Annotated in this window: 27 protein-coding genes; 20 read left to right on the top strand and 7 right to left on the bottom strand. The window is 41.7% G+C overall.

Annotated features, from left to right (window positions below; genetic code table 11):
* Positions 1 to 186: 186 nt before the first annotated feature.
* Both HUS26_RS07750 and HUS26_RS07745 read left to right on the top strand, forming a co-directional pair.
* A complete protein-coding gene (locus tag HUS26_RS07750; RefSeq protein ID WP_173916610.1) occupies positions 187 to 1,011 on the top strand; it encodes a polysaccharide deacetylase family protein in 825 nt (274 codons plus the stop codon).
* 190 nt (positions 1,012 to 1,201) lie between these two features.
* On the top strand, positions 1,202 to 1,312 hold the full coding sequence (locus HUS26_RS07745; protein WP_173916609.1) for a GapA-binding peptide SR1P: 111 nt from the start codon (positions 1,202 to 1,204) through the stop codon (positions 1,310 to 1,312).
* A gap of 39 nt (positions 1,313 to 1,351) precedes the next feature.
* Here the strand turns inward: HUS26_RS07745 and HUS26_RS07740 are convergent, their stop codons facing one another.
* Entirely contained in the window at positions 1,352 to 2,818 is a 1,467-nt protein-coding gene (locus HUS26_RS07740) for an aminotransferase class I/II-fold pyridoxal phosphate-dependent enzyme (protein WP_173916608.1), read from the bottom strand.
* Between the two features lie 120 nt (positions 2,819 to 2,938).
* On the opposite strand from HUS26_RS07740, the gene HUS26_RS07735 reads away from it, so the two are divergent.
* Both HUS26_RS07735 and HUS26_RS07730 read left to right on the top strand, forming a co-directional pair.
* A complete protein-coding gene (locus HUS26_RS07735; RefSeq protein ID WP_173916607.1) occupies positions 2,939 to 3,895 on the top strand; it encodes a nitronate monooxygenase family protein in 957 nt (318 codons plus the stop codon).
* A 16-nt stretch (positions 3,896 to 3,911) separates the two neighbouring features.
* The gene (locus HUS26_RS07730) at positions 3,912 to 4,190 is read left to right on the top strand and encodes a UPF0223 family protein (RefSeq protein WP_173916606.1); all 279 of its coding nucleotides are present in this window, start codon (positions 3,912 to 3,914) and stop codon (positions 4,188 to 4,190) included.
* Positions 4,191 to 4,214: 24 nt separating this feature from the next.
* On the opposite strand, the gene HUS26_RS07725 is transcribed toward HUS26_RS07730, so the two are convergent.
* Positions 4,215 to 4,844 (bottom strand): YktB family protein, encoded by a 630-nt coding sequence (locus tag HUS26_RS07725; RefSeq protein ID WP_173916605.1) that lies wholly within the window; start codon positions 4,842 to 4,844, stop codon positions 4,215 to 4,217.
* 179 nt (positions 4,845 to 5,023) lie between these two features.
* Between HUS26_RS07725 and HUS26_RS07720 the strand changes: the two genes are divergently transcribed.
* Together HUS26_RS07720 and HUS26_RS07715 are read left to right on the top strand one after the other, a co-directional pair.
* Positions 5,024 to 5,212 carry a hypothetical protein gene (locus HUS26_RS07720; RefSeq protein WP_173916604.1) on the top strand — a complete coding sequence of 63 codons (189 nt, stop codon included), beginning with the start codon at positions 5,024 to 5,026 and terminating at the stop codon, positions 5,210 to 5,212.
* A 93-nt stretch (positions 5,213 to 5,305) separates the two neighbouring features.
* A complete protein-coding gene (locus HUS26_RS07715; RefSeq protein WP_173916603.1) occupies positions 5,306 to 6,115 on the top strand; it encodes an inositol monophosphatase family protein in 810 nt (269 codons plus the stop codon).
* Positions 6,116 to 6,209: 94 nt separating this feature from the next.
* Here HUS26_RS07715 and HUS26_RS07710 read toward each other — a convergent pair whose 3' ends face one another.
* A complete protein-coding gene (locus HUS26_RS07710; RefSeq protein ID WP_173916602.1) occupies positions 6,210 to 6,386 on the bottom strand; it encodes a DUF5325 family protein in 177 nt (58 codons plus the stop codon).
* Positions 6,387 to 6,530: 144 nt separating this feature from the next.
* Between HUS26_RS07710 and HUS26_RS07705 the strand changes: the two genes are divergently transcribed.
* Complete coding sequence (locus tag HUS26_RS07705; RefSeq protein ID WP_173916601.1) at positions 6,531 to 6,908, top strand: YlaH-like family protein; 378 nt, start codon at positions 6,531 to 6,533, stop codon at positions 6,906 to 6,908.
* Positions 6,909 to 6,939: 31 nt separating this feature from the next.
* Here the strand turns inward: HUS26_RS07705 and HUS26_RS07700 are convergent, their stop codons facing one another.
* Positions 6,940 to 7,143, bottom strand: coding sequence for a YlaI family protein (locus tag HUS26_RS07700; protein WP_173916600.1), 204 nt, complete (start codon positions 7,141 to 7,143; stop codon positions 6,940 to 6,942).
* A gap of 126 nt (positions 7,144 to 7,269) precedes the next feature.
* Here HUS26_RS07700 and HUS26_RS07695 point away from each other — a divergent pair, with 126 nt between their 5' ends.
* Complete coding sequence (locus HUS26_RS07695) at positions 7,270 to 7,554, top strand: hypothetical protein (protein WP_173916599.1); 285 nt, start codon at positions 7,270 to 7,272, stop codon at positions 7,552 to 7,554.
* 25 nt (positions 7,555 to 7,579) lie between these two features.
* Here HUS26_RS07695 and HUS26_RS07690 read toward each other — a convergent pair whose 3' ends face one another.
* Together HUS26_RS07690 and HUS26_RS07685 are read right to left on the bottom strand one after the other, a co-directional pair.
* Positions 7,580 to 8,158 (bottom strand): YhcN/YlaJ family sporulation lipoprotein, encoded by a 579-nt coding sequence (locus HUS26_RS07690; RefSeq protein ID WP_173916598.1) that lies wholly within the window; start codon positions 8,156 to 8,158, stop codon positions 7,580 to 7,582.
* A 198-nt stretch (positions 8,159 to 8,356) separates the two neighbouring features.
* On the bottom strand, positions 8,357 to 8,851 hold the full coding sequence (locus HUS26_RS07685; RefSeq protein WP_173916597.1) for a hypothetical protein: 495 nt from the start codon (positions 8,849 to 8,851) through the stop codon (positions 8,357 to 8,359).
* Positions 8,852 to 8,934: 83 nt separating this feature from the next.
* Here HUS26_RS07685 and glsA point away from each other — a divergent pair, with 83 nt between their 5' ends.
* From glsA to HUS26_RS07625, 12 genes are all read left to right on the top strand, one after another.
* A complete protein-coding gene (gene glsA, locus HUS26_RS07680; protein ID WP_173916596.1) occupies positions 8,935 to 9,867 on the top strand; it encodes a glutaminase A in 933 nt (310 codons plus the stop codon).
* Between the two features lie 82 nt (positions 9,868 to 9,949).
* Positions 9,950 to 10,231: a DUF1507 family protein gene (locus HUS26_RS07675; RefSeq protein ID WP_371809565.1), complete on the top strand. Its 282-nt coding sequence runs from the start codon at positions 9,950 to 9,952 to the stop codon at positions 10,229 to 10,231.
* Between the two features lie 147 nt (positions 10,232 to 10,378).
* On the top strand, positions 10,379 to 11,569 hold the full coding sequence (gene ftsW, locus HUS26_RS07670; protein ID WP_173916595.1) for a putative lipid II flippase FtsW: 1,191 nt from the start codon (positions 10,379 to 10,381) through the stop codon (positions 11,567 to 11,569).
* Positions 11,557 to 15,000, top strand: a complete 3,444-nt coding sequence (gene pyc, locus HUS26_RS07665) for a pyruvate carboxylase (RefSeq protein ID WP_173916594.1) — start codon at positions 11,557 to 11,559, stop codon at positions 14,998 to 15,000. The genes ftsW and pyc overlap by 13 nt, the downstream gene beginning before the upstream one ends.
* 361 nt (positions 15,001 to 15,361) lie before the next feature.
* Positions 15,362 to 16,297 (top strand): heme o synthase, encoded by a 936-nt coding sequence (gene cyoE, locus HUS26_RS07660; protein WP_173916593.1) that lies wholly within the window; start codon positions 15,362 to 15,364, stop codon positions 16,295 to 16,297.
* 82 nt (positions 16,298 to 16,379) lie between these two features.
* A complete protein-coding gene (gene coxB, locus HUS26_RS07655) occupies positions 16,380 to 17,450 on the top strand; it encodes a cytochrome c oxidase subunit II (RefSeq protein WP_173916592.1) in 1,071 nt (356 codons plus the stop codon).
* Positions 17,451 to 17,484: 34 nt separating this feature from the next.
* Positions 17,485 to 19,353: a cytochrome c oxidase subunit I gene (gene ctaD / locus HUS26_RS07650; RefSeq protein ID WP_173916591.1), complete on the top strand. Its 1,869-nt coding sequence runs from the start codon at positions 17,485 to 17,487 to the stop codon at positions 19,351 to 19,353.
* Entirely contained in the window at positions 19,353 to 19,976 is a 624-nt protein-coding gene (locus tag HUS26_RS07645; protein WP_173916590.1) for a cytochrome (ubi)quinol oxidase subunit III, read from the top strand. Before ctaD ends, HUS26_RS07645 begins: the two co-directional genes overlap by 1 nt.
* 3 nt (positions 19,977 to 19,979) lie before the next feature.
* Positions 19,980 to 20,300, top strand: coding sequence for a cytochrome c oxidase subunit IVB (gene ctaF, locus HUS26_RS07640; RefSeq protein ID WP_173916589.1), 321 nt, complete (start codon positions 19,980 to 19,982; stop codon positions 20,298 to 20,300).
* A 143-nt stretch (positions 20,301 to 20,443) separates the two neighbouring features.
* Complete coding sequence (gene ctaG, locus HUS26_RS07635) at positions 20,444 to 21,340, top strand: cytochrome c oxidase assembly factor CtaG (RefSeq protein WP_173916588.1); 897 nt, start codon at positions 20,444 to 20,446, stop codon at positions 21,338 to 21,340.
* Between the two features lie 70 nt (positions 21,341 to 21,410).
* Positions 21,411 to 21,866 carry a DUF420 domain-containing protein gene (locus HUS26_RS07630; RefSeq protein WP_173916587.1) on the top strand — a complete coding sequence of 152 codons (456 nt, stop codon included), beginning with the start codon at positions 21,411 to 21,413 and terminating at the stop codon, positions 21,864 to 21,866.
* 115 nt (positions 21,867 to 21,981) lie between these two features.
* The gene (locus HUS26_RS07625) at positions 21,982 to 22,524 is read left to right on the top strand and encodes a GNAT family N-acetyltransferase (protein WP_173916586.1); all 543 of its coding nucleotides are present in this window, start codon (positions 21,982 to 21,984) and stop codon (positions 22,522 to 22,524) included.
* Positions 22,525 to 22,560: 36 nt separating this feature from the next.
* On the opposite strand, the gene ytvI is transcribed toward HUS26_RS07625, so the two are convergent.
* Positions 22,561 to 23,619 carry a sporulation integral membrane protein YtvI gene (ytvI, locus tag HUS26_RS07620; RefSeq protein ID WP_173918778.1) on the bottom strand — a complete coding sequence of 353 codons (1,059 nt, stop codon included), beginning with the start codon at positions 23,617 to 23,619 and terminating at the stop codon, positions 22,561 to 22,563.
* Between the last annotated feature and the right edge of the window lie 53 nt (positions 23,620 to 23,672).

Here is a 23,672-nt window from a genome sequence, read left to right as displayed (position 1 = left end):
AGTGCGACTTGACTAATATAAAACTAGCTGCAGGTTCTTGTCAACCGAGAAGGGCTCATCCTTTCGGTATATAGGACTTAAGTAATAACAATCAATTTAAAAAGAAAAATAAGTAAAAAAAAAGATGAATTAGGTAGGATAAATCCTCTATAATATGGGTTAGACAGAAAATAAAGGGGTTTTATAATGAAATATTGGCTGTGTGTATTGTTGTTATTGATTGTGATGGCCGGCTGCGGGATTCAGGCAGAAGAAACAGTGACGCAGGAAGAAAGAGAAAAAGAAACTACTGAAGAAAAAGCCGAACGGCCGGATGAGGAAGCCGAAACAGAGGATGATAAGTCTGAAGAAATGGTGCAGGAAGCAGAAGAAGTAGAATCACAATATAGGATGACGGAATCTGGAACCTTTGTACCGATACATAATGCGAACGAGAACGTGGTCCTGCTTACATTTGATGATGCACCGGATGCACACGCTTTAGAAATTGCCCAGACACTTAAAGAACTGGAAGCACCAGCGATATTTTTTGTGAACGGTCATTTCCTCGATACTGAAGAAGAAAAGGAAACATTAAAACAAATCCAATCGATGGGCTTTCCCATTGGAAACCATACGATGAGCCACCCTTCATTGCCTGAGCTTTCCGAGCAGGAACAAAGGGAAGAAATTGTGAAGCTGAATGATATTGTAGAAGAAATTATCGGAGAGCGTCCTAAATTCTTCCGAGCACCGTTTGGCCAGAACACGGAGTATACAAAACAGGTGGCTGAAGAAGAAGGTATGCTGCTCATGAATTGGACCTATGGGTATGACTGGGAACCACAGTATCAAAATGCTGAAAGTCTGGCAGATATTATGGTAAATACTGAATTCCTGAGGCCTGGCGCCAACCTCCTTATGCACGACAGAGAGTGGACAGCAAAAGCCGTTCCCGCTATTGTTAAAGGTTTTAGAGATAAAGGATACGAACTGCTCGACCCTGCGTTAATTGAAGTTCCAGGAAAATAAATCTAAGAACAGATGCCTCGGCTTCTGTTCTTTTTTTATAAAATAAAACATAAGGTAATAAGTGCAAAACAATTAGTATGTCACATTTTTTAAAAAGTTATACTAAAAGGGTTGAAAAAAACAATGTGTCATATTAAAATGTAACTACAGTGAAAGCGATAACAAAATTTAAAAAGGGTGGGATTCCTAAATGGGTACGATCGTATGTCAAGAGTGTCAAAAAGTAATCGAGCATTATGACAATGAAAAAGTAGCGACTCTCTACAGCACATGTCCATCTTGTAATCAGCCTAAGAAATAAACGAACAAAAGGACCGCCACGAGGCGGTCCTTTTTTTATTTAGCGTATGGCTCTTTGTTCTTGGATTACGCGGATCGTATTTAATGTGTCATCTTCAGGTCCCTGCACAGGAAGGCCGGCCTTTATGTTTTCCCGAATGTACTGGACATTATCGTTCGTAATGATTTCACCCGGAATGAAAATAGGGATGCCGGGCGGGTAGATCATAATAAACTCCGCGCTGATTCTTCCTACAGCGTCCTCAAGCCGTACTGTTTCTGTTTTCGAATAAAAGGCTTCTCTAGGAGTTAAAGCAAGTAATGGGATTTCCGGAACTTTAACCGTTATGTCGTTCACTGACTGCTTCTCTGATTCGTCAGCGAGACGCTTTAATGCGTGGATTAACAGATCAACTTCACTTTGGGAATCTCCTGGAGTAATTAAACAAAGGATGTTATACAGATCTGACAGCTCCACTTCGATATTAAAATTCTCTCTAAGCCAGCCTTCCACATAATACCCGGTTACGCCTAACTCCTTTACTGAAATAATCAGCTTCGTTGGATCAAAATCAAAAGTTGCCGGGCTGCCGAGAATTTCATCTCCGGCACAGTATAATGGAGAGATTTCGTTGATCGCCTTTCGAGTATAATCGGCAAGCACCAGTGTATGGTCCAACAGTTCCTTCCCGTGCATCATGAGCTGGCGGCGCGCTGTATCCAGAGAAGCTAAAAGAATATAGGAGGTTGAAGTCGTCGTCAGCATCGAGAGGACAGATTGAACACGTTCATGGAAAACTAATCCTTCTCGTAAATTCAAAACCGAACTCTGGGTCAATGCTCCTCCAAGTTTATGAACACTCGTCGCAGCCAAATCAGCTCCTGCTTCCATAGCAGAGACAGGAAGCTGATGGTGAAAGTGAATATGGACACCGTGAGCTTCATCGACTAAGACGGGGATGGAAAAGCTGTGTGCAATTTCTACAATTCTTTTTAAATCGGCTGTTACTCCGAAATAAGTCGGGTTAATAACTAGAACGGCTTTGGCGTCCGGATGGGATTCACAGGCTTTTTCGACAGCTTCAGGTGTGATTCCGTGTGAAATCCCTAAATTCTCGTCAAGCTCCGGGTGGACAAAGACAGGAACGGCCCCTGAGAAAATGATTGCAGTCATCACGGATTTATGAACATTTCTAGGAACGATGATTTTATCTCCAGGGTGGCAGACGCTCATAACCATCGTCATAATTGCGCCTGAAGTCCCTTGAACGGAGAAGAACGTATAGTCAGCTCCAAAAGCTTCGGCCGCAAGCTGCTGCGCCTCCTGTATCATTCCTTGGGGGTGATGAAGGTCATCTAACGGCTCTATGTTAATCAGGTCGATGGACAGGGCGTCCTCTCCCATGAATTTTGTGAACTCGCTGTCCATGCCTTTTCCTTTTTTGTGGCCGGGAATGTGAAACTGGACCGGGTTTTTTGCTGCATGTTTTTTTAACCCTGTAAACAAGGGAGTATCTTTTTGATTCATATATTGGCACCTCTCGATTCTCTTAAAAGCAAGTGAATTATAGCAGAATAAGTCATTTGTGGCTAGCTTTTTTCAAATGGTTCAAAGTTCGTGATACACTAAAAAAAAGGAGGGGCATTTATGGATTGGAATACACGCATTACGAAATCTTTAAACATTAAGTATCCGATAGTTCAAGGTGGCCTTGCGCACTTAGCCTACAGCGAACTGGCGGCAGCTGTTTCAAACGCCGGCGGACTCGGTCAGGTCACAGCGATGAGTATGAACAGTGAAGAGCAGCTGAGGGAAGAAATACATAAAGTAAGGTCAATGACTTCATCCCCGTTTGGAGTGAATTTCGCCATTGGGCAGCATGGGCGTCCTTTTGAATCCATGGTTCAGACAGCAATAGATGAAGATGTTCCGGTAATATCAATAACCGGCGGAAATCCTAAGCCAATTTTCGATATGCTCGAAGGTACCAATATTAAAACGCTTGTCCTTGTGGCAGCGAAAAGACAGGCTGTTAAAGCTGAGCAGCTCGGGGCGGAGGCTGTCATGGTAGTCGGGCAGGAAGGCGGCGGTCATATCGGGCGCGAAGATGTGAGCACGATGGTCTTAACCCCGCAGGTGGCAGAAGCAGTAGACATTCCCGTCATCGCTTCAGGGGGGATTGGTGATGGCAAAGGGCTGATGGCGGCTCTATCACTTGGAGCGGAAGGAATAGAAATGGGTACTAGATTTATTGCAACGCAAGAATGTGTGCACGCCCATCAAGCTTATAAAGACGCTCTTATTCAAGCGGATGAAAATTCGACCGTTGTTATCAAACGATCACTCGGAGCGCCGGCGCGCGCACTAAAAAATGGATGGACTGACCGTATATTAGAGCTTGAAAAGGGAGAACCCGGTTATGAGGGGTTAAGAGATTATATAAGCGGTCTCCGCAACAAAAAATATATTTATGAAGGCGAAGAAACAGAAGGCTTCGGCTGGGCCGGCCAGGTAACGGCCCGTATTAAAGATGTTCCTTCCGTAGAAGAGCTGATTCAACGGATGATTACCGAAGCGGAGGAAATTCGTAAATCGTGGTGCTAGTGAAGGAGAGAAGAAAATGAGCTACAATTATCCAATAGATGAAATTCACTGGTCGAAGGAAGAAATTATCGACGTTGTAAATTTTTACTCTATGGTGGAGAAGGCATATGAGTCCGGCGTGAAGACGGACGAGCTGCTTTTGGCTTATAGCCGTTTTAAGCAGATTGTTCCCTCAAAGAGCGAGGAAAAGAAGCTGTGCGGCCAGTTTGAAAAGGAATCCGGCTATTCATGTTATAGAACCGTGAAAAAAGCTAAGAGCCTTGGCAAAGGTGAAAAGTTCAATATGCAAAAATAAAAGCCGTCCCGTAAAGGGCGGCTCTTATTTTTGGGCGAAACGATATAAAGGAAGTAAAGTTTCAAATGTATTTCTGCATAAAGAGATAAACTCTTCAGGTTTTTGCAGGATGTCATCACTGCGGTCAATCTGAATTCCGCATAACAGTTCAGATTTCTTAACGTTTTTCAAACGATCAGCCATTTGTTCGAATTTATCTTTGTCCACTTCCTTGTGGGGAATTGCATCTTCTTTTGTATGATCTAAAGACCAGACGAATGAATCAGGAACTAAAGACAGAACTTCAGTCTTGTTTTCTAACAGCGTACGGGCATAATCTTCCTTAATAGGGCTTTCATAGATGACAGCAAACCAGACAAACACATGGGAGCCCCACAGGCCGATTTGAAAATGAGGAAGTTTCTTATACCCTCTCTTGCTTGAGGCAATCGCGGCCCATGTATCATTGGGAGGGTTGGTTGTTCTTCTGGCGTGCTTGGCTACATGGACAAACATTTCATCTCCTGTCTGGACACTGAGGTCACCAGCCAGCTCGGAGGCAATGACTTCAAGCTTAGGAGAAATATTTTCGCGTAATGCTTCCATTCTTTCTTCAAGACCTGGAATGGAGAATACGTCAAAATCTTTTTGGGTAAATCCAGTAAACTGACTCATAGTTTCAACTCCTAGATTAGTCTATAGGAATTTTACCATACTCCTCAAAGATCCTTAAACAATGTGTTTGTAAGGTTTTATGTTTTGAAAAATAGGTTATAAATAAGTAATCAAAATTGAAACTTCAGTAGCTTACAGTCATATATATAACTAAGGATTAAGAAAGGGAGGAAGGGCCAGTGAAACATGTCATGGAAGCATTAAGAAAAAGAGAAGCTGAAGAAAGGCTCCCGGTAATCCGTATGGAAATTGATTACGAATTGGTTTCTTTACATGATGCCATGCTAGCGGAAGACCAGGAGCAAATTGAGCAGTGTAAAGAAAGATTATATGAATTGCACAAGCAGCTCATAGAGTGGACTGAATAAAAAAGAGCAACGATTTTAGTTGCTCTTTTTTGTCTGAGGCTGCTTTGTTCTGTTAGAATAGATGAAACTTAAACTAAGGAGTACGGCCTGATTATGGATAATAGAGAAAGAAACGAACTATTTGAAACCGCAAAATCATTTATTCGTGAAGCAGGAACGACAATCAGAGAAAAGATTGACAAACCAAGAACAATCGAAACAAAATCTAACGCCGATGATTTAGTAACTGAAATGGATCAGGAGACGGAGCGTTATTTCGCTGAACAGATTAAGTCCCACTTTCCGGACCACCGCCTGTTTGGAGAAGAAGGTTTCGGGGATGAAATTGAAAACCTTAAAGGACTGGTGTGGATTGTGGATCCGATTGACGGAACAATGAATTTCGTTCACCAGAAAAGAAATTTTGCCATCTCTGTTGGGATTTATAAGGATGGAGTAGGTGAAATCGGACTGATTTATGATGTGATGGACGATATTTTATATACAGCTCTCCGCGGGGAAGGTGCCTATAAAGATGGGAAGAAACTCGAAATCAACTCTTACAAAAAGCCTATTGAGCAATCAATTCTCTGTTTAAATACGACTTGGCTTCTTCCTGAGAACCGTCATGTTGAGCACGAAGGGATTCATAACTTAGTAAAAAAAATCCGCAGCACAAGGTCTTACGGGTCTGCAGCTTTAGAATTTGCTTATGTTGCAGAAGGCATTATAGACGGCTATCTGTCACTGACATTAATGCCGTGGGATGTGGCAGCCGGTGCGATTATCGTGCATGAAGCGGGAGGGATTGTTACTACCGCTGAAGGAAAAGACATCGATATGTTAAATCGGACAACCATTATGGCATCCCACCCTGATATCCATAAAGAAGTCGTTGAGAATTATGTAGAACTTAAGCAATAACAGAAATAAAGAAAGACCCTGCATCTCTTATAAGCTGTCAGGGTCTTTTTGTGTGTATAAGTATAATAAGTCTCTAGAAATGGTCTTTCCGGCGCTAATGGGCATTCTGCTTCTTATTGTGAGAAATACCAACACCCATAAGAGCGAAGCCCAGTACTAAGAATAAGCAGGCGAGCCAGAAGATCTTCTGACCAAGAGCAAACCCTACAAATACGAAACATAGAATCACGATGGAGGCTAATATAAGGTTACGGAAATTAATGTTTTTCATTCAATTCACTCCTCTCTCACATATTATAGAGGAAAAGCGGTAATATGAAAACGGTCTTACAAGAAATCATCAGGAGTGGTGGAATTAGGAGTTGAATTTTAGTATGATAGGTAGAGTATGAGTGTGGTAACAAGGGGGAGCAACATGAAAGCTACGACAATAATTGAAGTGCCGACCGACCTTTGGCCGATCGCGGATCTATTTTTCCAGGGGATGGGCAGTGAAGTGAATTTAAATGATGAGGGAGAAGTTGCTTTATTGTTCCGCTCCTTTTTCATGTTATATTTAATCACTGTCGTTCTGGCTATAATTACTTTTAAATTAGGGTTTGCACGGAAACTTCCATTGATCAAAAATATCGTTGTCTATACGGTTCTAATCATCGGTACTTTCTTACTTACATTAATACTTGGACTGAATTTACCAATTGCAGAAAGCTTAGTCGTAGCCGCCTTAATTCTTGGCATCTACAGATTTCGGCTTCATAAAGAACGCTCAGGAAGACAACAGGAGCAGACATAAAAAATCCCCGGCTAAAGGCCGGGGATTTCTTTTATGATAAATGGCGTTCTCTTTTAATTTCTCTATTAAAACGAAAGTTGCCTGTACTAAGACGCTTTTCAGTTTTTTCTTTAATTCTCTCATTGCAGGAAGGGCACATATATGTGGTGATCCTGCGATTGCGCAATCGTTTGGCCTGCAAGCTGAAACTGTCAATGTTTTCTATAGAATCGCATAATACACATTTTACACGCATGATGATCACCTCTTTCTTTATCTATAAAGCAATCATAACATTATTTTTCCATCTGTGCATTTGATGTTTCAAACTTTCAACTCGGGGGAACACTTTTACATATACAAGCGAAGGAAGGATGATATTGTGAAGAAACGTTGGATATTTTCAGCCATTGGTGCAGCAGCTGGAGGTACCGCTGCCTTTTTCTTAAAAGATGAAGGGAAACGCCAGCAGGTTATGGATAAAGCAAAAGCTATTCCAGGTAAATTTAAAAAAACAGATGATCTGCCAATAGAAGAAGCCGGAAACCCTGAAGAGCAAAATCACGAAAACTCTAAAATGGTTTCTGAAGGCTCTCAATTTGGAGTCCAGTACTATAACGATCTCACTGAAAAGGAAAGGGAGATTATTGAAAAAAGCAACAGCTAAATCCTTAGTGGATTTAGCTGTTTTTTTATTGATCGCTTGATTGCTCTTTTTGAATATTATTTAATTTATCTTGCTCTTTTTCTGGAACCGATTCGCTTTTCTCCTCTTTATCTGAAGGTGTCTGCTGGATCGGACCTTCCGGTAAATACCTGGAGACAATTTGGCTCAATTCATTAGTAATGGCTTCGACAGGATGGCCTTCCGCCATTTTATCGCCCAATTCACGAATTCTTTCAACACCGTCAGCGTCCGCGATGATCATTGCTTCTTTTCCGTAGGGATCGTCTTTAAGGGCTTCTGCTGTTGAAAACTTAATCACCCCGACTTCTGAACGATCCAAGTCCTTATCGACATCAATACCAACGACGGCATAATTACCGACGACGAGGGCAGTGGCGTCTTTAACATCTGGGACCTCTACAGCAAGCTTTGCAAGATGGCGGGCGATCTGCTGTGTGTTTTTCTTTTCTCGCTTCACAGGATCCGAATTAGAGACGTACTGCATATGAGTGCTTCCTTCTTTTTCCTGTAAAAGTGATTCCTGTTCCTGCTGCTGACAAGCTGTAAGTGCAGCGAATGCAAATAATATAAAAAGGTATCTCATGGTTGAACCCTCACTTTTTTGTATAGTTTGTGGAGTTCGAACCTTTTTATACGGATGTGCTGTTAAACGATTTCTTTAATTAAAGGCTATGGTCATTGGTCAAGATGTTTTTTAATAAGGTGAACCTGTTCGGCTTTTTAAGCGGACGAAAAGCCTGTATATAAAAGAAGACCGCTTTAGCAAGCGGCCCTCATCTTATCAGCTGAAAACAATTTTAGTTACCCCTTCAATCGGCGTCTGCTTTTCACCTTGATCTTCAAAATAAACGTGAACCGGCCCATTTTCCGATAATGGCTTTCCGTTTTTGGAGAATAATAATAATGCGTCACTAAAACGATCGGCATCTAAAGTATGTTCTTCATCTTTTGAAACTAATGTAACTTCTTTTACATCTTTTGAAGGCTCACTTGTTTGGATAAACGGCTGAATCGGCATTAAAAAAGTTTCCTTCAAAATGCGCTCTTTTTCATAGCGGTTGATACTTTTATTCACAGGCGGATTGATTTTCTGCTGATAAACTTCACGGTCAAAACGGAGCGACTGCCTTTTGAGTTCATTTTCTTCTTCCTCCGCTTGGTTTTCGGAAGAAGGGTTAAAGATTTCATTAAATGTAAGCTTTCGGTCGTCAAAAATCCAAACCGTTGGATCTAATGTAATCGGAAATTTAACATTCCCAGTTATTTGAACGATCACTAGTGTCGGCCACCTTTCTAAATTAACTCTTACGATACAAAGCATAGCAAAAATTGAAGACGATTTCACTAGGAGGGTGAGTAATGATTGATAAACTTGATAAAGAAACCTTGGAGGCCTGGCTCGATAATGTCAGTTCCTATGCTGAAGACGGCAGAGTTGCAGATTATATTCCTGCCTTGTCGAAAAGAGACCCTAATGAGCTGGCCGCTTCAATTTATTATTTAGACGGAGATTGTGTTAAGGCTGGGAAAGTGGATTGCTGTTTTACCCTTCAAAGTATATCAAAAGTGCTTTCACTGGCTCTGGCTTTAATTGATAATGGAGAAGATTATGTATTTGACCGAGTAGGGATGGAACCGACCGGAGACCCGTTTCATTCCATTTACCGCTTAGAACAGCACAGACCTTCCAAACCATTAAATCCGATGATTAATGCAGGAGCACTGGCAGTTTCTGATATGATTCGCGGAGGTTCAATAGAGGAGAAAGTCGGCCGTCTGCTCAGCTTCCTGCATGAGTTGACGGACGATCATACGATCCAAGTTAATGAGGGAGTAGCTGACTCTGAATACGAGACAGCTTTCTTGAACCGCTCGCTTCTTTACTATCTTAAACAGCATGGAGTCATTGCCGGTGACGTAGAAGAAACGTTAAAAGTGTATACCCACCAATGCTCCATTGACGTTAATGTCCAGAGTCTTTCCAAAATCGGCGCGGTCTTTGCCAACGAGGGGAGAGATTTAAATTCCGGCCGGCAGATAATACCGAAACACCTGGCGAGAATCTGTAAAACGTTTATGGTGACCTGCGGCATGTACGATGCTTCAGGATCATTTGCCATCAAAGTCGGTCTTCCGGCAAAGAGCGGAGTGTCCGGCGGGGTGATGGCCTCCTTGAACGGTTTTGGAGGGATCGCAGTCTATGGTCCTGCCCTTGATGATAAAGGAAATAGTGTCGTTGGTCTGAAATTATTGGAGGTATTATCGAACCGATATGATCTCTCTATTTTTTAACAGAGGTGCGATTGTATGTTGCAATTTTACATTCGAAACGGTACTATTAATAGAAGATAGAAAGTAAATGGAGGGGATCTTGATGTTGTCTGATGTGGCTGTGGATCACCGTGAAAAGGCCTATGCCCTTCTAAAAGCTGATGCTGATAAAATATTACAATTAATAAAAGTTCAGATGGATAATCTGACGATGCCTCAATGTCCTTTATACGAAGAAGTTTTAGATACACAGATGTTTGGACTCTCCCGTGAAATTCATTTTGCGGTTCGTCTTGACTTAATCAGTGAAGAAGAAGGCAGATTAATCTTAGATAATTTAGAGAAGCAGTTGAATGTCTTGCATGAAGCCGCTCAAAATTCGTGAGAAGACAAACTCAAATTACAACGTCTTTCTGTTGTGATTTGAGTTTTTTTATACAAATTAGCAGGATTTACATATAGAAAATTGTGAAAAAAAGCAGGATTTTGAAGATTAAGCAAGAAAATATTATGTTAGTAGGGATGAATAAATATGATACAACGTTTAAAAACCTATGACTTTACGTTATTGTTTGCACCGATTGCTTTAGTGGCATTTGGAACAGTTATGGTGTACAGCGCGAGTATAGTCTATGGACCTGTACGATTTGGAGTGGACAGTAATTTTTTTCTAATCAAGCAGATGCAGTGGGGATTTGCCGGCATAGTACTCATGATATTGGTTTCGCTCTTTCCGTATCGTCATTTAAAACGGTTATCAAAGATTCTGGTTTTACTGATGACGTTATCCTTAGTAGGATTATTCTTCTTTGGTCAGACTGTAAATAATGCCCAATCATGGTACAACCTCGGTTTTATAAACTTTCAGCCGGCTGAGTTTGCTAAGGTAGGCATAATCATCTACCTTGCCGCTGTGTATGCGAAAAAACAAAGCTATATTGAAAATTTCACAAAAGCCGTAGTACCTCCACTTATCGTTACAGGCTTTCTGCTGGGCCTCATTGTTATGCAGCCTGATGTAGGTTCAGCTGCTGTTTTAGGAATGATCGCAAGCGTTGTTATTATTTGTTCCGGAATTAAGTGGAAGCATATCCTCGTGCTTACCTCTATTACTATAGGACTTATCGTTTTAGCGGGCACCCAGTTGGCCACTGATGAAAGAATTTCCCGCTTTACGGGGGCATTTCAACCTTTTGCGACTCCTGATGGAGATGGGTATCAGCTCGTGCAGTCTTATGTAGCTATTGGAACTGGAGGGCTGCTTGGAGAAGGACTGGGGCAGGGTGTTCAGAAGCTTGGCTACCTCCCAGAACCTCATACAGATTTTATTATGGCAGTTATTGCTGAGGAGCTCGGGTTTTTAGGGGTTGCTGTGACAATCGGGCTTTTATCACTCATCGTTTTAAGAGGGCTGTTCATTTCGTGGAAGTGCCGGGATCCCTTTGGTGCGTTATTAGCCATCGGAATTTCCGCTATGTTTGCCGTTCAGTCCTTTATTAACTTGGGTGCCATGAGCGGACTTCTGCCAATTACCGGGGTAACTCTGCCGCTTGTAAGCTATGGCGGATCTTCAATGCTTATTATGATGCTGGCATTAGGAATCTTAAACAATGTAGCCCGGACCGTAAAAGTGAAAGAAGCAGAGAGACAAGAAACCTATGAACCTTTAAGACAACCTGTACATCGCACTAACAACCAAGGAGTGAGATCATGGAGAAGTTAAAAAAGATTAATAAAGTTCTTGTAGCTAACCGCGGAGAAATCGCAATTCGGGTTTTTAGAGCCTGTACTGAATTAAATATTCGTACAGTCGCGGTGTATTCCCAAGAAGATACAGGTTCCTACCACCGTTATAAAGCCGATGAAGCTTATTTAGTAGGGAAAGGAAAAAAACCGATCGACGCCTATTTAGATATTGAAGGCATCATTGAAATTGCTAAAAGCGTGGGAGTAGATGCTATTCACCCCGGCTATGGATTTCTATCGGAAAACATTCAGTTTGCAAGGCGCTGTGAAGAAGAAGGCATTATTTTTATCGGGCCTCATAGTGAACACTTGAACATGTTTGGTGATAAAGTCAAAGCAAGAGAACAGGCGATCGCTGCGAATATTCCGGTAATTCCGGGAAGTGACGGTCCGGTAAGCGGAATAGAAGAAATCCGTTCATTTGGAAGAGACCACGGTTATCCACTTATGATCAAGGCTGCTATGGGCGGCGGGGGACGAGGCATGAGGGTCGTCCGCAGTGAAGAGACGCTCGAAGACAGCTATGACCGCGCCCGATCTGAAGCGAAAGCTGCATTTGGCAGTGATGATGTATACGTTGAGAAATTGATTGAGAAACCAAAACATATTGAAGTTCAAATTTTAGGAGATGCTCATGGTAACATCGTGCACCTATATGAAAGAGACTGCTCGGTCCAGCGTCGTCATCAGAAAGTCGTCGAGATCGCACCGAGTGTATCGTTAACAGATGAATTACGGGAGAGTATCTGTCGGGCTGCGGTACAGCTTATGGAGAATATCTCTTACATAAATGCCGGTACCGTTGAATTTCTCGTAACAGGCGATGAATACTTCTTTATTGAAGTAAACCCGCGCGTCCAGGTGGAACACACCATCACAGAAATGATTACCGGAGTAGATATCGTTCAGTCACAGATTATGATTGCCGAAGGCTACAATTTGCATGAGGCGCCGTTGTCCATTCCTCATCAGAACGATATCTTCACCCATGGATACGCTATTCAATCACGAGTAACGACGGAAGATCCATTAAATAACTTCATGCCAGATACCGGGAAAATTATGGCCTATCGTTCTGGCGGCGGTTTTGGGGTTCGTTTGGATGCCGGCAACGGTTTTCAGGGTTCTATAATTTCTCCGTATTATGACTCCCTGCTTGTTAAAGTATCTACATGGGCTTTAAGTTTTGACCAGGCCGCTAAGAAGATGGTGAGAAACCTTAAAGAGTTCCGTATCCGCGGAATTAAAACCAATATTCCTTTCTTAGAAAATGTTATCCAGCATAAACAATTTTTGAATGGTGAATACGATACAACGTTTATTGACAGTTCTCCGGAGCTTTTCGTATTTCCGAAACGAAAAGACCGGGGAACGAAAATGCTCTCTTATATTGCTGACCGCACCATCAATGGTTTAGATGGAGAGGGACCGAGGAAAAAGCCGGCTTTTGATGAGCAGCGTATTCCTAAAATAAAACATTCCGAGCCGTTCCCTGAAGGGACAAAACAAATCCTTGATGAACGCGGGCCTGAAGGTCTTGCTGCCTGGCTGAAGGATCAGAAGGAAGTACTTTTAACCGATACGACGTTTAGAGATGCTCACCAATCTCTGCTGGCCACAAGAATCAGAACGAAGGATCTGGAGACGATCACTGAGCCAACAGTCCGCCTGCTTCCTAATCTTTTCTCATTAGAAATGTGGGGCGGAGCAACATTTGATGTGTCTTATCGATTTCTGAATGAAGATCCGTGGGAGCGGCTTCTGAAGCTTAGGGATAAAGCGCCGAATGTTTTATTCCAAATGCTGCTGAGAGCATCGAATGCGGTTGGGTATAAAAATTATCCGGATAATTTAATTAAAGAATTCGTAGAGAAAAGCTCAAATGCAGGCATAGATGTCTTTAGGATCTTCGACAGCCTCAACTGGCTAGAGGGCATGAAGCTGGCGATTGATTCTGTAAGGGAAAATAACAAAGTTGCTGAAGCCTCCGTCTGTTATACAGGAGACATTTTAGACAGCTCCCGTCCAAAATATGACCTTAAATATTATCAAAACGCAGCGAAAGAACTGCAGAAGGCGGGCGCTCACATTTTGGGCATTAAAGATATGGCCGGTTTACTAAAACCGGAAGCTGCGTATCAGCTGATTTCGACCTTAAAGGAAACCATTGATATTCCGATTCACCTCCATACACATGATACGAGCGGAAATGGAATATTCACCTATGCAAGAGCGATTGAAGCAGGTGTCGATGTTGTTGACGTAGCGGCAGGCACGATGGCCGGGTTGACTTCTCAGCCCAGCGCCAGCAGCTTATACCATGCCCTTCAAGGCAGCGAGAGAAAGCCGAATGTGGATATTAAAGCTTATGAAGAGCTCGGTCATTACTGGGAAGATACTCGGAAATACTACAGTGATTTTGAAAGCGGCATGATGGCTCCCCACACTGAGGTTTATCATCACGAAATGCCGGGCGGACAGTACAGCAACCTGCAGCAGCAGGCACGCGCTGTTGGTTTAGGAGACCGCTGGGATGAAGTTAAGCATATGTACCGCCGGGTGAATGATATGTTTGGGGACATTGTCAAAGTTACTCCATCTTCAAAAGTCGTCGGAGATATGGCACTGTTTATGGTGCAGAATGATTTGACAGAGGATGAGGTTTTTGAACGAGGCGAGTCACTGGCATTCCCTGACAGCGTAGTAGAACTGTTCCAGGGCTATCTTGGCCAGCCATATGGCGGTTTTCCTGCTGAACTTCAGAGAATCATTTTAAAAGGCCGTGAACCCATTCAGGTACGTCCAGGAGTATTGCTTGAGCCGGTGGATTTCAAAGATGTCCAGGAAACACTTTTCCATAAACTGGGCCGTCAAGTTACAAGTTTTGATGTAATTAGCCATGCGTTATATCCTAAGGTATATATGGATTATCAAAGATTCCTTCAGCAATATGGCGATATGTCTGCTCTTGATACCCCGACCTTCTTATACGGAATGCGGTTAGGTGAAGAAATCGAGGTTGAGATCGAGCAGGGGAAAACACTGATTGTGAAGCTGGTTTCGATAGGTGAAGCTCAAATAGACGGAACCCGCACGGTTTATTTCGAGCTTAATGGACAGCCTAGGGAAGTCGTCATTAAAGATAATAATGTTACTTCAACAGTTGAGGAACGCCCAAAAGCCGATAAATCAAATGAGAAGCATATCGGAGCCAGCATGCCTGGAACGGTACTTAAAGTTATCGCGGAAAAAGGCGAAAAAGTTAAGAAAGGTGATCACTTAATGATCACAGAAGCGATGAAAATGGAAACAACCGTCCAGGCACCGTTTGACGGAGTCATTAAGAATATTTACATTCAAAGCAACGAAGCGATTCACGTCGGAGACTTATTGATTGAATTTGAATAAAGAAAACCTGGCTCATTTAGCCAGGTTTTCATCTGTGGCCATAAACCCAGCGAGTTTAAAATTAATCATGTCAAAAACTTTTCCCGCCCTTTATAAAAGCCTTGCATTGTTCCCTTTATTTTGCTAGAAATATAAAGGTATGAGTTTTTTATGGAAAATATTCTATTCTTCTACAAGTTAAGAAAACATTTTCACAAAGTTGTCACAAAAAAATAAAATTAACATGTAGAAATAGATAGAACTGTGATTCCATGATACAATTATTTTGATGTTTCTTGTGCTTTTAAACAAACGGGAAGCTATGACTACTTTCTGGCAGTATAAGGTAAGCTTGTGAAGTAGGAGAAGGGGGGAAAAAATGATGGATAATCCTAGAACAGTTGATTCTGCAGCTACACAAGTAATGAACTCAACTGTCCGTGATACCTCGCTACTAGCTGATATTAAAAGTCTTATTAAAGTAGGCATTATAAATTCGAATCTCATTACTACTTTTACCGGCTTTTGGCTGGCTGTTTATTTTACAGGGGCCAGCTTTATTGATCAGTGGGTAACCTTCTTACTGACTATGATTGGGACCGCTTTGGTCATTGCAGGCGGCTGCATTCTAAATAACTGGTATGACCGGGATATTGACCAGCTGATGGAGAGAACAGTAAAGCGTCCAACCGTGACAGGATCCATTCCCATTAATGTCATCAAGTGGATGGGGATTGGAGTAACAGTTACTGGTTTAATTATCCTGGCCTTTACAACGTTAACAGCAGCTCTTATCGGGGCGTTTGGCTGGTTTGTTTATGTCGTGCTGTACACGATGTGGACAAAGCGAAAATATACCATAAATACAGTAGTGGGCAGCTTTTCAGGTGCCGTGCCCCCATTAATTGGCTGGGCTGCTATTGACCCAGGACTCCAGTTAGAAGCGTTAATTTTATTTTTGATTATGTTTATATGGCAAACCCCTCACTTTTTAGCACTTGCTATGAAAAAGAGGGATGACTATAAAGCAGCGGGTATTCCTATGCTTCCTGTCGTTCATGGTTTTGAAATGACGAAGCGGCAGATTGTTGTCTATGTAGCCTGCCTATTACCATTGCCTATATATCTGGCATCATTGGGAAGTATATTCCTGACGATTGCAATTGCCCTTTCAGCTGGCTGGCTTGTACTGGGAATTGCAGGGTTCTTTATGAAGAATGATGAGAAGTGGGCGACATGGATGTTTGTTTATTCTTTAAACTATCTGACCATCCTATTTTTAACAATGGTATTAGTTACGCTGCCATTTCCTTATTAATGAAACTAGCTCATATTCCTATGAGCTAGTTCCAAATTATATAAAGATATCATTTTAAAAGAGAAAGAGAGGTATCACTCAAATGAGAGGTTGGATGGGAAAATTCCGCTCACTCTTTTTGTTTGGAGCACTTGCCCTTGTATTATCAGGGTGTGGGGTTGAGAACCTAAGTGCACTTAAGCCTAAGGGGTATGGTTCGGAGTTATTATTTGATCTTATGATGATCAGTATTGCGATAATGTTATTTGTATTTGTTATCGTTATGGCGATTTATACGTTTGTACTCATTAAATATCGTCAGAAAAAAGGACAGGAAGATTTTATTCCTAAACAGACAGAAGGTAACAAAGCACTTGAAGTTATCTGGACAGTTATTCCGATTGTTTTGCTTTTAGTTTTAGCAGTTCCAACAGTGCAGGCAACATTTGATTTAGCTGACGAATCTACGAAAGATGATGAAGGTGTAACAACAATTGAAGTTACAGCCAATCAGTTCTGGTGGCACTTTGGTTATCCAAATGATGAAATCTCCACTAGTCAAGACTTATATATACCTGTTGGAGAAAAAGTATACTTAGATATGAAATCGAGTGATGTTATTCACTCATTCTGGGTACCATCTATTGCGGGTAAAATGGACACAAACCCAGGGGATAATGATAATACGATGTCTTTAGAGGCTTATGAAGAAGGCGTTTACTGGGGACAATGTACTGAGCTTTGCGGTGAGTCCCACTCCTTAATGGATTTTCGCGTAATCGCTGTCAGTCCTGAAGAGTACGAGCAATGGAAAGAAGATATGCAAAACGTAGATCCAGAGGCTGAGCCGCAGACAGCGAGCGCTCAGGAAGGTCAGGACCTTTTTGAGAATAGCTGTATGGGCTGCCATGCTATTGGAGACGGGGCTGCTGGTCAGGGGCCAAACTTGACTAACTTTGCGAACCGTTCAAAAATTGCTGGAATTCTCGAACCTTCTAAAGAGAATCTGGTCAATTGGATTGTTAATCCTGAAGAAATTAAACCAGGCAACCAAATGCCTGCCAACTTAGTTTCAGAAGAAGAAGCAAGTAAAATTGCTGACTATCTCTTAGAGCTGGATCATTCTGATATTGGTTCTGAATCAGTCAGCGAACAACCACAAGAAGAAGAATAAATTCTATAAGAGGCTTTAAAAGGGAGGTAAAAGCGTGAGTACTGCAGTAGCACAAAAACGTGGGCTCGGCGCTGCGATTTGGGATTATTTAACAACAGTTGACCACAAAAAGATCGCTCATCTTTACTTGGTTGCTGGCGGGATTTTTTTCCTAATTGGCGGGCTAGAAGCGATGATAATACGTATTCAGCTGATGAAACCTGATAATAACTTCATCTCAGCTGGTTTGTATAATGAAATGATAACAATGCACGGTACGACTATGATTTTCTTAGCGGCCATGCCATTCATATTTGCGTTAATGAACGCGGTCGTGCCATTACAAATAGGGGCACGGGACGTTGCTTTTCCATTTTTAAACTCACTTGGATTCTGGCTGTTTCTATTTGGTGGGTTAATGCTAAACGTTTCCTGGTTTACAGGAGGAGCTCCCGATGCGGGCTGGACAAACTATGCTCCACTATCCACGATTTCTCCAGGTCACGGAGTAGACTATTATGTAATGGGTCTTCAGATATCCGGGGCTGGTACGTTAATCGGGGGTATCAACTTTTTAGTAACTATAGTTAATATGCGTGCACCTGGTATGACTTATATGCGTATGCCGCTGTTTACTTGGGCAACGTTTGTTACAAGTACATTAATTCTTTTCGCTTTTCCAGCATTAACAGTGGGTCTTTTCCTAATGATGTTTGACCGTATGTTCGGTTCTTTATTCTTTGATACGAACGCCGGTGGTAACGCTATCATATGGGAACACCTATTCTGGATCTTTGGACACCCAGAAGTATACATTCTTATTCTGCCGTTGTTCGGGGCATTTAGTGATATCATCTCTACGTTTTCTAAGAAACGTCTATTTGGATATTCAGCGATGGTGTTCGCCACAGTCCTTATCGGATTTTTAGGGTTTATGGTTTGGGCTCACCATATGTTCACTGTAGGTCTTGGACCAATTGCAAACTCCATTTTCGCTGTAGCGACAATGGCAATTGCGGTGCCTACAGGTATTAAGATTTTCAACTGGATGTTTACGATGTGGGGCGGGAGCGTTCGAATGACTACGGCTATGCTTTGGACCGTTTCATTTATTCCAACCTTTACTATTGGTGGAATGACAGGTGTAATGCTTGCTGCCGCTGCTGCTGACTATCAGTATCATGATACGTATTTCGTAGTCGGCCACTTCCACTATGTCATCGTTGGAGGAGTTGTATTCGGTGTCTTCGCAGCCCTTCATTACTGGTGGCCGAAAATGTTTGGTACGATTCTTAATGAGAAACTTGGAAAGCTTTCCTTCTGGCCATTTTTCGTAGGATTCCATTTAACTTTCTTTATCCAGCACTTCTTAGGCTTAATGGGGATGCCTCGTCGTTACTGGATCTTTAAGGAAGGTATGGGATTAGATACGGGCAACTTAATCAGTACAATTGGTGCCTTCTTAATGGCTATCGGTGCGGTTATTTTCCTTATCAACATCTTTTACACGCAAATGAAAGGAGAAAAAGTCAGCGGCGATCCTTGGGGCGGACGTACCCTGGAGTGGGCAATTCCTTCACCGCCTCCGCACTACAACTTTACTCAAACGCCGCTTGTCCGCGGACTAGATCCGTTATTCGTAGAGCAGAGTGAAGGCAAAAATGGCATGACACCTGCTGAACCTGTCGGTGACATTCATATGCCAAACGCTTCATTGCTTCCATTTATGATGTCTTTAGGATTGTTTATCGCCGGATTCGGGTTCATTTATCAAACGGATAATAAGTTCTGGCTGGTTCTTGTCTTCCTTGGAATGGGTATTACATTAGGCTCTATGCTGACCCGTTCACTTAAAGACGATCTTGGACACCATATCCACAAAGAAGATATTGAAAAAGACATACAGAAGGGGGCTGGCCTATAATGAGTCATGATGATGTTTTAAATCCTAAACAAATGCCGCGTGATCCGGAAAAAGCCACCCTCGAAGGAAAAAATAAGTTTGTAGGCTTTTGGTTCTTCCTAGGCGGAGAAACTGTATTGTTTGCTTGTTTATTTGGTACGTATTTAGCATTAAATCGTTCGACGGTAGGAGAAAATACTCCTGAACACTTATTCGGTCTGGAGCTTGTGTTTATTATGACAATGCTCCTTCTGACCAGCTCGTTAACGAGCGTATATGCGATGTACCATATGAAAAATAATGACTTTAAGAAAATGCAGCTATGGTTAGGGATCACTGTGGCATTAGGTCTTGGTTTCCTTGGTTTTGAAATTTATGAATTTGTACATTATATTCATGAGTACGAATTTACCTTCCGTTCTTCTGCTTTTGGATCTGCATTCTATACACTTGTAGGATTCCACGGAGGACACGTACTTTTTGGATTATGCTGGATTGTATCCCTGATGATCCGTAATTCCAAACGCGGCTTGAACTTGTATAACGCTCCTAAGTTTTATATTGCTAGTCTTTACTGGCACTTCATCGACGTTGTTTGGGTATTTATCTTTACAGTGGTTTACTTGATGGGAGTGGTGGGCTAAGTTATGGCAAATCATACAGAAACATCTCAGCAGGTAGAATTCGAGAGGAAACAGCATAAAGAAGAAATGAAGCAGCAGGTTATCAGCTTCATCTTTATGATTATCTTCACACTCATTGCTTTTGGAATGGTTATTCTGGATATTGGATCTGTATTTCTAGGTCCAACGCTAATCTTACTTGCCATCGTACAAGTACTTTTCCAGTTCTACTATTTCATGCACATGAAAAACAAAGGCCACAATATGGTAGCCTTAATGATTTATGGCGGAATCAGCGTAGGTGTCTTAACAATCATTACGTTCGTTGCCCTTATATGGTGGTAGAAAAAAGACCGGGTCTTCCGGTCTTTTTTTGTTGGATATGTCCAAATTATGAACAATTAAAAATCTTACCAGCAAGGCTCGTCTTTTTAGCTGAATTTCGTTAAAATAGAGGAGTATTCACAAAAAAATGAGGTGAACTGCCGATGTGGTTAGAACTTCAAATATTCGGGTTCCGCGCCTTATGGAGTCCTTATTATTTATTGTTTGTTCTTTTATTAAGTGCCATTTATTTTTATATAACCGGTCCGAAGCGTAAAAAAGGAGAAGCTCGTCCTACCACAGGACAGCAGGTCAGTTTTTATTCGGGCATGCTGCTGCTTTATGTTTTAAAAGGATCTCCCGTTGATCTATTGTCACATATTATGTTTACAGCGCACATGACGCAGATGGCCTTATATTTTCTATTGTTTCCAATACTCGTGATTAAAGGGATTCCAGTATGGATATGGGAAAAAGTCTTTTATACCTCTATACTTAATCCGATACTGAGACTTTTAACAAAACCCCTTATCTCACTGATTTTATTCAATGGTTTGTTTTCTTTATATCATATGCCGGTCGTATTCGATTACGCTAAATCGAATGAGATCGCCCATGCGGTTATTACGACGTTTATATTAATGTCTGCGTTTATTATGTGGTGGTCCGTATTCAGTCCAATAAAAGAGTTCAACAGATTAAGCCCGATCCTTAAGATTGGATTTATTTTCGCCAATGGGGTTTTAATTACCCCAGCGTGTGGTTTGATCATCTTTGCGGAAGTCCCATTATATTCAACTTACACAGAATCAGGGGCCTGGATGCAGGCTATGAGTCTGTGCGTACCTTCTGATGTTTTAGCGGGAATTTCAGGAGCGTTAAGCGGTCCTGAGTATTTTACTCCTATGCCGCTTGTAGAAGATCAGCAGCTTGGTGGCATCATTATGAAGATTGCTCAGGAGATTATCTTTGGAGTATTAATTGCCCGTATCTTTTTCAGTTGGTTTAATCGTGAAAGAGATACAATCGACCCCCTCCCTGCAAATATGCAAACCGAGTAGTTCTGAATAAAGGGTCTTCCAGTTTGACTCCTTTTTCTGAACGGGGAATCTTTGAAAGAGGAGAAAGAAAATGCCGTTATTACCGACATTAAGTACCATCTTCATTGTACTGAGTGCTATTCTTGTAGCAATCGGCTGGGTGCTGATCGCTAAAGATAAGAGACAGGCTCATCGAATGACTATGATTGCTGGTGCTGTAAGTGCTCTAACCTTTTTTATAATTTACGTAAGCCGCACGGTGATTGTAGGAAATACCAGTTTTGGCGGTCCGGATGATATTAAAATATATTATACGATCTTCTTGATATTCCATATTATTTTAGCGACTGTTGGGGCTGTCTTCGGCCTGGTAACGTTAAACCTGGCATTTAAAAGAAAAATTCCGAAGCACCGTAAAATTGGTCCTGTAACAAGTGTTATCTGGTTCTGTACGGCCATAACGGGTGTAGTTGTTTACCTTCTGCTTTATGTTTTATATGACGGCGGCACAACAACGAGTATGTTACGAGCCATATTTGGATACTAATAAAAGGAACAGCCAGTTTAAACTGGCTGTTTTTTTATAAAGTGTTTAATGCCTGAAGGAAACAGGTATAGTTCAGTATATCTTATCATTTACATAGCAGAAAGGGAGTACGCTGATGGACTTCTCATCCGCACGAATAAAATATTTACCGATCACCTTGGATTTAGCTCAAATGATTATGAAAAACCCGCTGGCGTTTTACTACAAATATCAGCTTCCGTGGAACCGCCAGTGGCCCCACGATGGGTTAAAAGCAATGCTTCCCTTTTACGTAGAGGCGTTAGAAGAAAATGAGAGCCAGCTGGGATTTGGCCCTTGGATTATGATAGAGGAGGAAGCGGGGCAGATTATCGGAGATATAGGCTTTAAAGGAAGACCCGATGAGGAAGGAAGAATTGAAATAGGTTATCATGTCGCCGAGAACCAGCGTAATAAAGGGTTTGCCACGGAAGCTGTCCAGGCCCTTTGTACGTGGGCTTTTCATAATCCTGTTGTCAAAAGGGTAGAGGCCCAGTGTGACAAAGATAATATTCAGTCCCAGAAAGTCTTGATCAATAATGGGTTTCATCAAACAGAAATCGATCGTGACATGTTTACGTTTCAAAAGCTAAAGCAGGAAAATAAAAGCAGTACAACAAAGCACAAAAAAGAACTATAAACAAAAACCTCACTGCTAAGGCAGTGAGGTTTTTGTTTATAGTTTAAGGTTCCAGCGAATAATGCCTGCTTCTTTTGCAGAATTAAAAGCAATCACAAGCAATGGTCCAAGAATAAAGCCCATCAGCCCAATAAGCTGCAGCCCTATATACATGGCAATTAGTGTAGCCAGAGGAGACAGCCCGATATGCCTTCCCATAACTTTTGGCTCAACCGTTCGTCGAATAGCTAGTAATATAATAGCTAAAATGGACAACTGTACCCCCATAGTCAATTCACCGGCTATAAACGTGTATACTGCCCAAGGTCCAAGGATGACGATCGATCCAATAATTGGAATGAAATCAATTGCCCATATGATGAGTGACATAACAATCGCCACTTCAGGAGCAATCCACAACAACCCGATCAGGGATACGATAAAAATGATGATGCTCACTAGAAATTGAGCTTTAAGAAATCCGAAAACAACATATGATAAACGTGCATTCATAAATTTTACTTTTTCAGAAGTCGATTCTGTAAAGTTTTGATGCATTTTATCTTTAAGTCTTGGCATTTCAAGCATAAATAAGAATAATGCAATCAAGTAGACGAGAAAGCTCACTAAGTATTCTGGGATTTTAGCCGCAAATGCTGCAATATTGCTTAACTGCAGTCTCTCGGACAGCGTCTGTGTCGTTGTATCAAGTGTATTCTGCAGTTCATAAGTGACTCTGTCCACAAATTCTCTTGGCATATTCTGTGTGAAGGATTTCATATGATCCTGCCAGTTAACCAACACATTGTTAATCTGGTTGATATACATTGGTGCGTTATCTGCCAGCTCAATCAGCTGAGTGACTGCCCGCGTTACTGCATATGCCCCGAGAAGCCCAATCATGACAAGAAACAATAAAAAAACGATGATGACGGCCATTTTACGATTCAGCCGAAACCTAAATTGCATCCATCGTATCGCCGGGTTTAAAAACAAGGCCGTCACAAAAGCAACGACTAACGGAATAGAGACAGGCAGAATGTAGTATCCTGCTATAATTAAAAGAATACCACCTATTAATATAGCCCATTGACGTTTGCTCAAATACTTAAACAATTTCTTCAAGCTCCTCCTTCATTTAAGAAGACTGTTCTAAAAAAAGTCGCTCC

This window comes from Halobacillus sp. Marseille-Q1614 (genome assembly GCF_902809865.1).
Lineage (GTDB): Bacteria > Bacillota > Bacilli > Bacillales > Halobacillaceae > Halobacillus_A.
The sequence above is the reverse complement of the archived record's forward strand: the minus strand, read 5'-3'. Positions and strand labels throughout refer to the sequence as shown.

Bases quoted from the DNA above. Each gene is read 5' to 3' on its own strand.
- glsA (WP_173916596.1), top strand. From the start codon at position 8,935: ATGATTGATAAACTTGATAAAGAAACCTTGGAGGCCTGGCTCGATAAT.
- HUS26_RS07745 (WP_173916609.1), top strand. From the start codon at position 1,202: ATGGGTACGATCGTATGTCAAGAGTGTCAAAAAGTAATCGAGCATTAT.
- cyoE (WP_173916593.1), top strand. From the start codon at position 15,362: ATGGATAATCCTAGAACAGTTGATTCTGCAGCTACACAAGTAATGAAC.
- HUS26_RS07750 (WP_173916610.1), top strand. From the start codon at position 187: ATGAAATATTGGCTGTGTGTATTGTTGTTATTGATTGTGATGGCCGGC.
- HUS26_RS07675 (WP_371809565.1), top strand. From the start codon at position 9,950: ATGTTGTCTGATGTGGCTGTGGATCACCGTGAAAAGGCCTATGCCCTT.
- ctaF (WP_173916589.1), top strand. From the start codon at position 19,980: ATGGCAAATCATACAGAAACATCTCAGCAGGTAGAATTCGAGAGGAAA.
- pyc (WP_173916594.1), top strand. From the start codon at position 11,557: ATGGAGAAGTTAAAAAAGATTAATAAAGTTCTTGTAGCTAACCGCGGA.
- HUS26_RS07740 (WP_173916608.1), bottom strand. From the start codon at position 2,818: ATGAATCAAAAAGATACTCCCTTGTTTACAGGGTTAAAAAAACATGCA.
- HUS26_RS07710 (WP_173916602.1), bottom strand. From the start codon at position 6,386: ATGAAAAACATTAATTTCCGTAACCTTATATTAGCCTCCATCGTGATT.
- ftsW (WP_173916595.1), top strand. From the start codon at position 10,379: ATGATACAACGTTTAAAAACCTATGACTTTACGTTATTGTTTGCACCG.
- HUS26_RS07725 (WP_173916605.1), bottom strand. From the start codon at position 4,844: ATGAGTCAGTTTACTGGATTTACCCAAAAAGATTTTGACGTATTCTCC.
- HUS26_RS07700 (WP_173916600.1), bottom strand. From the start codon at position 7,143: ATGCGTGTAAAATGTGTATTATGCGATTCTATAGAAAACATTGACAGT.
- HUS26_RS07690 (WP_173916598.1), bottom strand. From the start codon at position 8,158: ATGAGATACCTTTTTATATTATTTGCATTCGCTGCACTTACAGCTTGT.
- coxB (WP_173916592.1), top strand. From the start codon at position 16,380: ATGAGAGGTTGGATGGGAAAATTCCGCTCACTCTTTTTGTTTGGAGCA.
- HUS26_RS07630 (WP_173916587.1), top strand. From the start codon at position 21,411: ATGCCGTTATTACCGACATTAAGTACCATCTTCATTGTACTGAGTGCT.
- HUS26_RS07705 (WP_173916601.1), top strand. From the start codon at position 6,531: ATGAAAGCTACGACAATAATTGAAGTGCCGACCGACCTTTGGCCGATC.
- ctaG (WP_173916588.1), top strand. From the start codon at position 20,444: ATGTGGTTAGAACTTCAAATATTCGGGTTCCGCGCCTTATGGAGTCCT.
- HUS26_RS07625 (WP_173916586.1), top strand. From the start codon at position 21,982: ATGGACTTCTCATCCGCACGAATAAAATATTTACCGATCACCTTGGAT.
- HUS26_RS07730 (WP_173916606.1), top strand. From the start codon at position 3,912: ATGAGCTACAATTATCCAATAGATGAAATTCACTGGTCGAAGGAAGAA.
- HUS26_RS07715 (WP_173916603.1), top strand. From the start codon at position 5,306: ATGGATAATAGAGAAAGAAACGAACTATTTGAAACCGCAAAATCATTT.
- HUS26_RS07735 (WP_173916607.1), top strand. From the start codon at position 2,939: ATGGATTGGAATACACGCATTACGAAATCTTTAAACATTAAGTATCCG.
- HUS26_RS07645 (WP_173916590.1), top strand. From the start codon at position 19,353: ATGAGTCATGATGATGTTTTAAATCCTAAACAAATGCCGCGTGATCCG.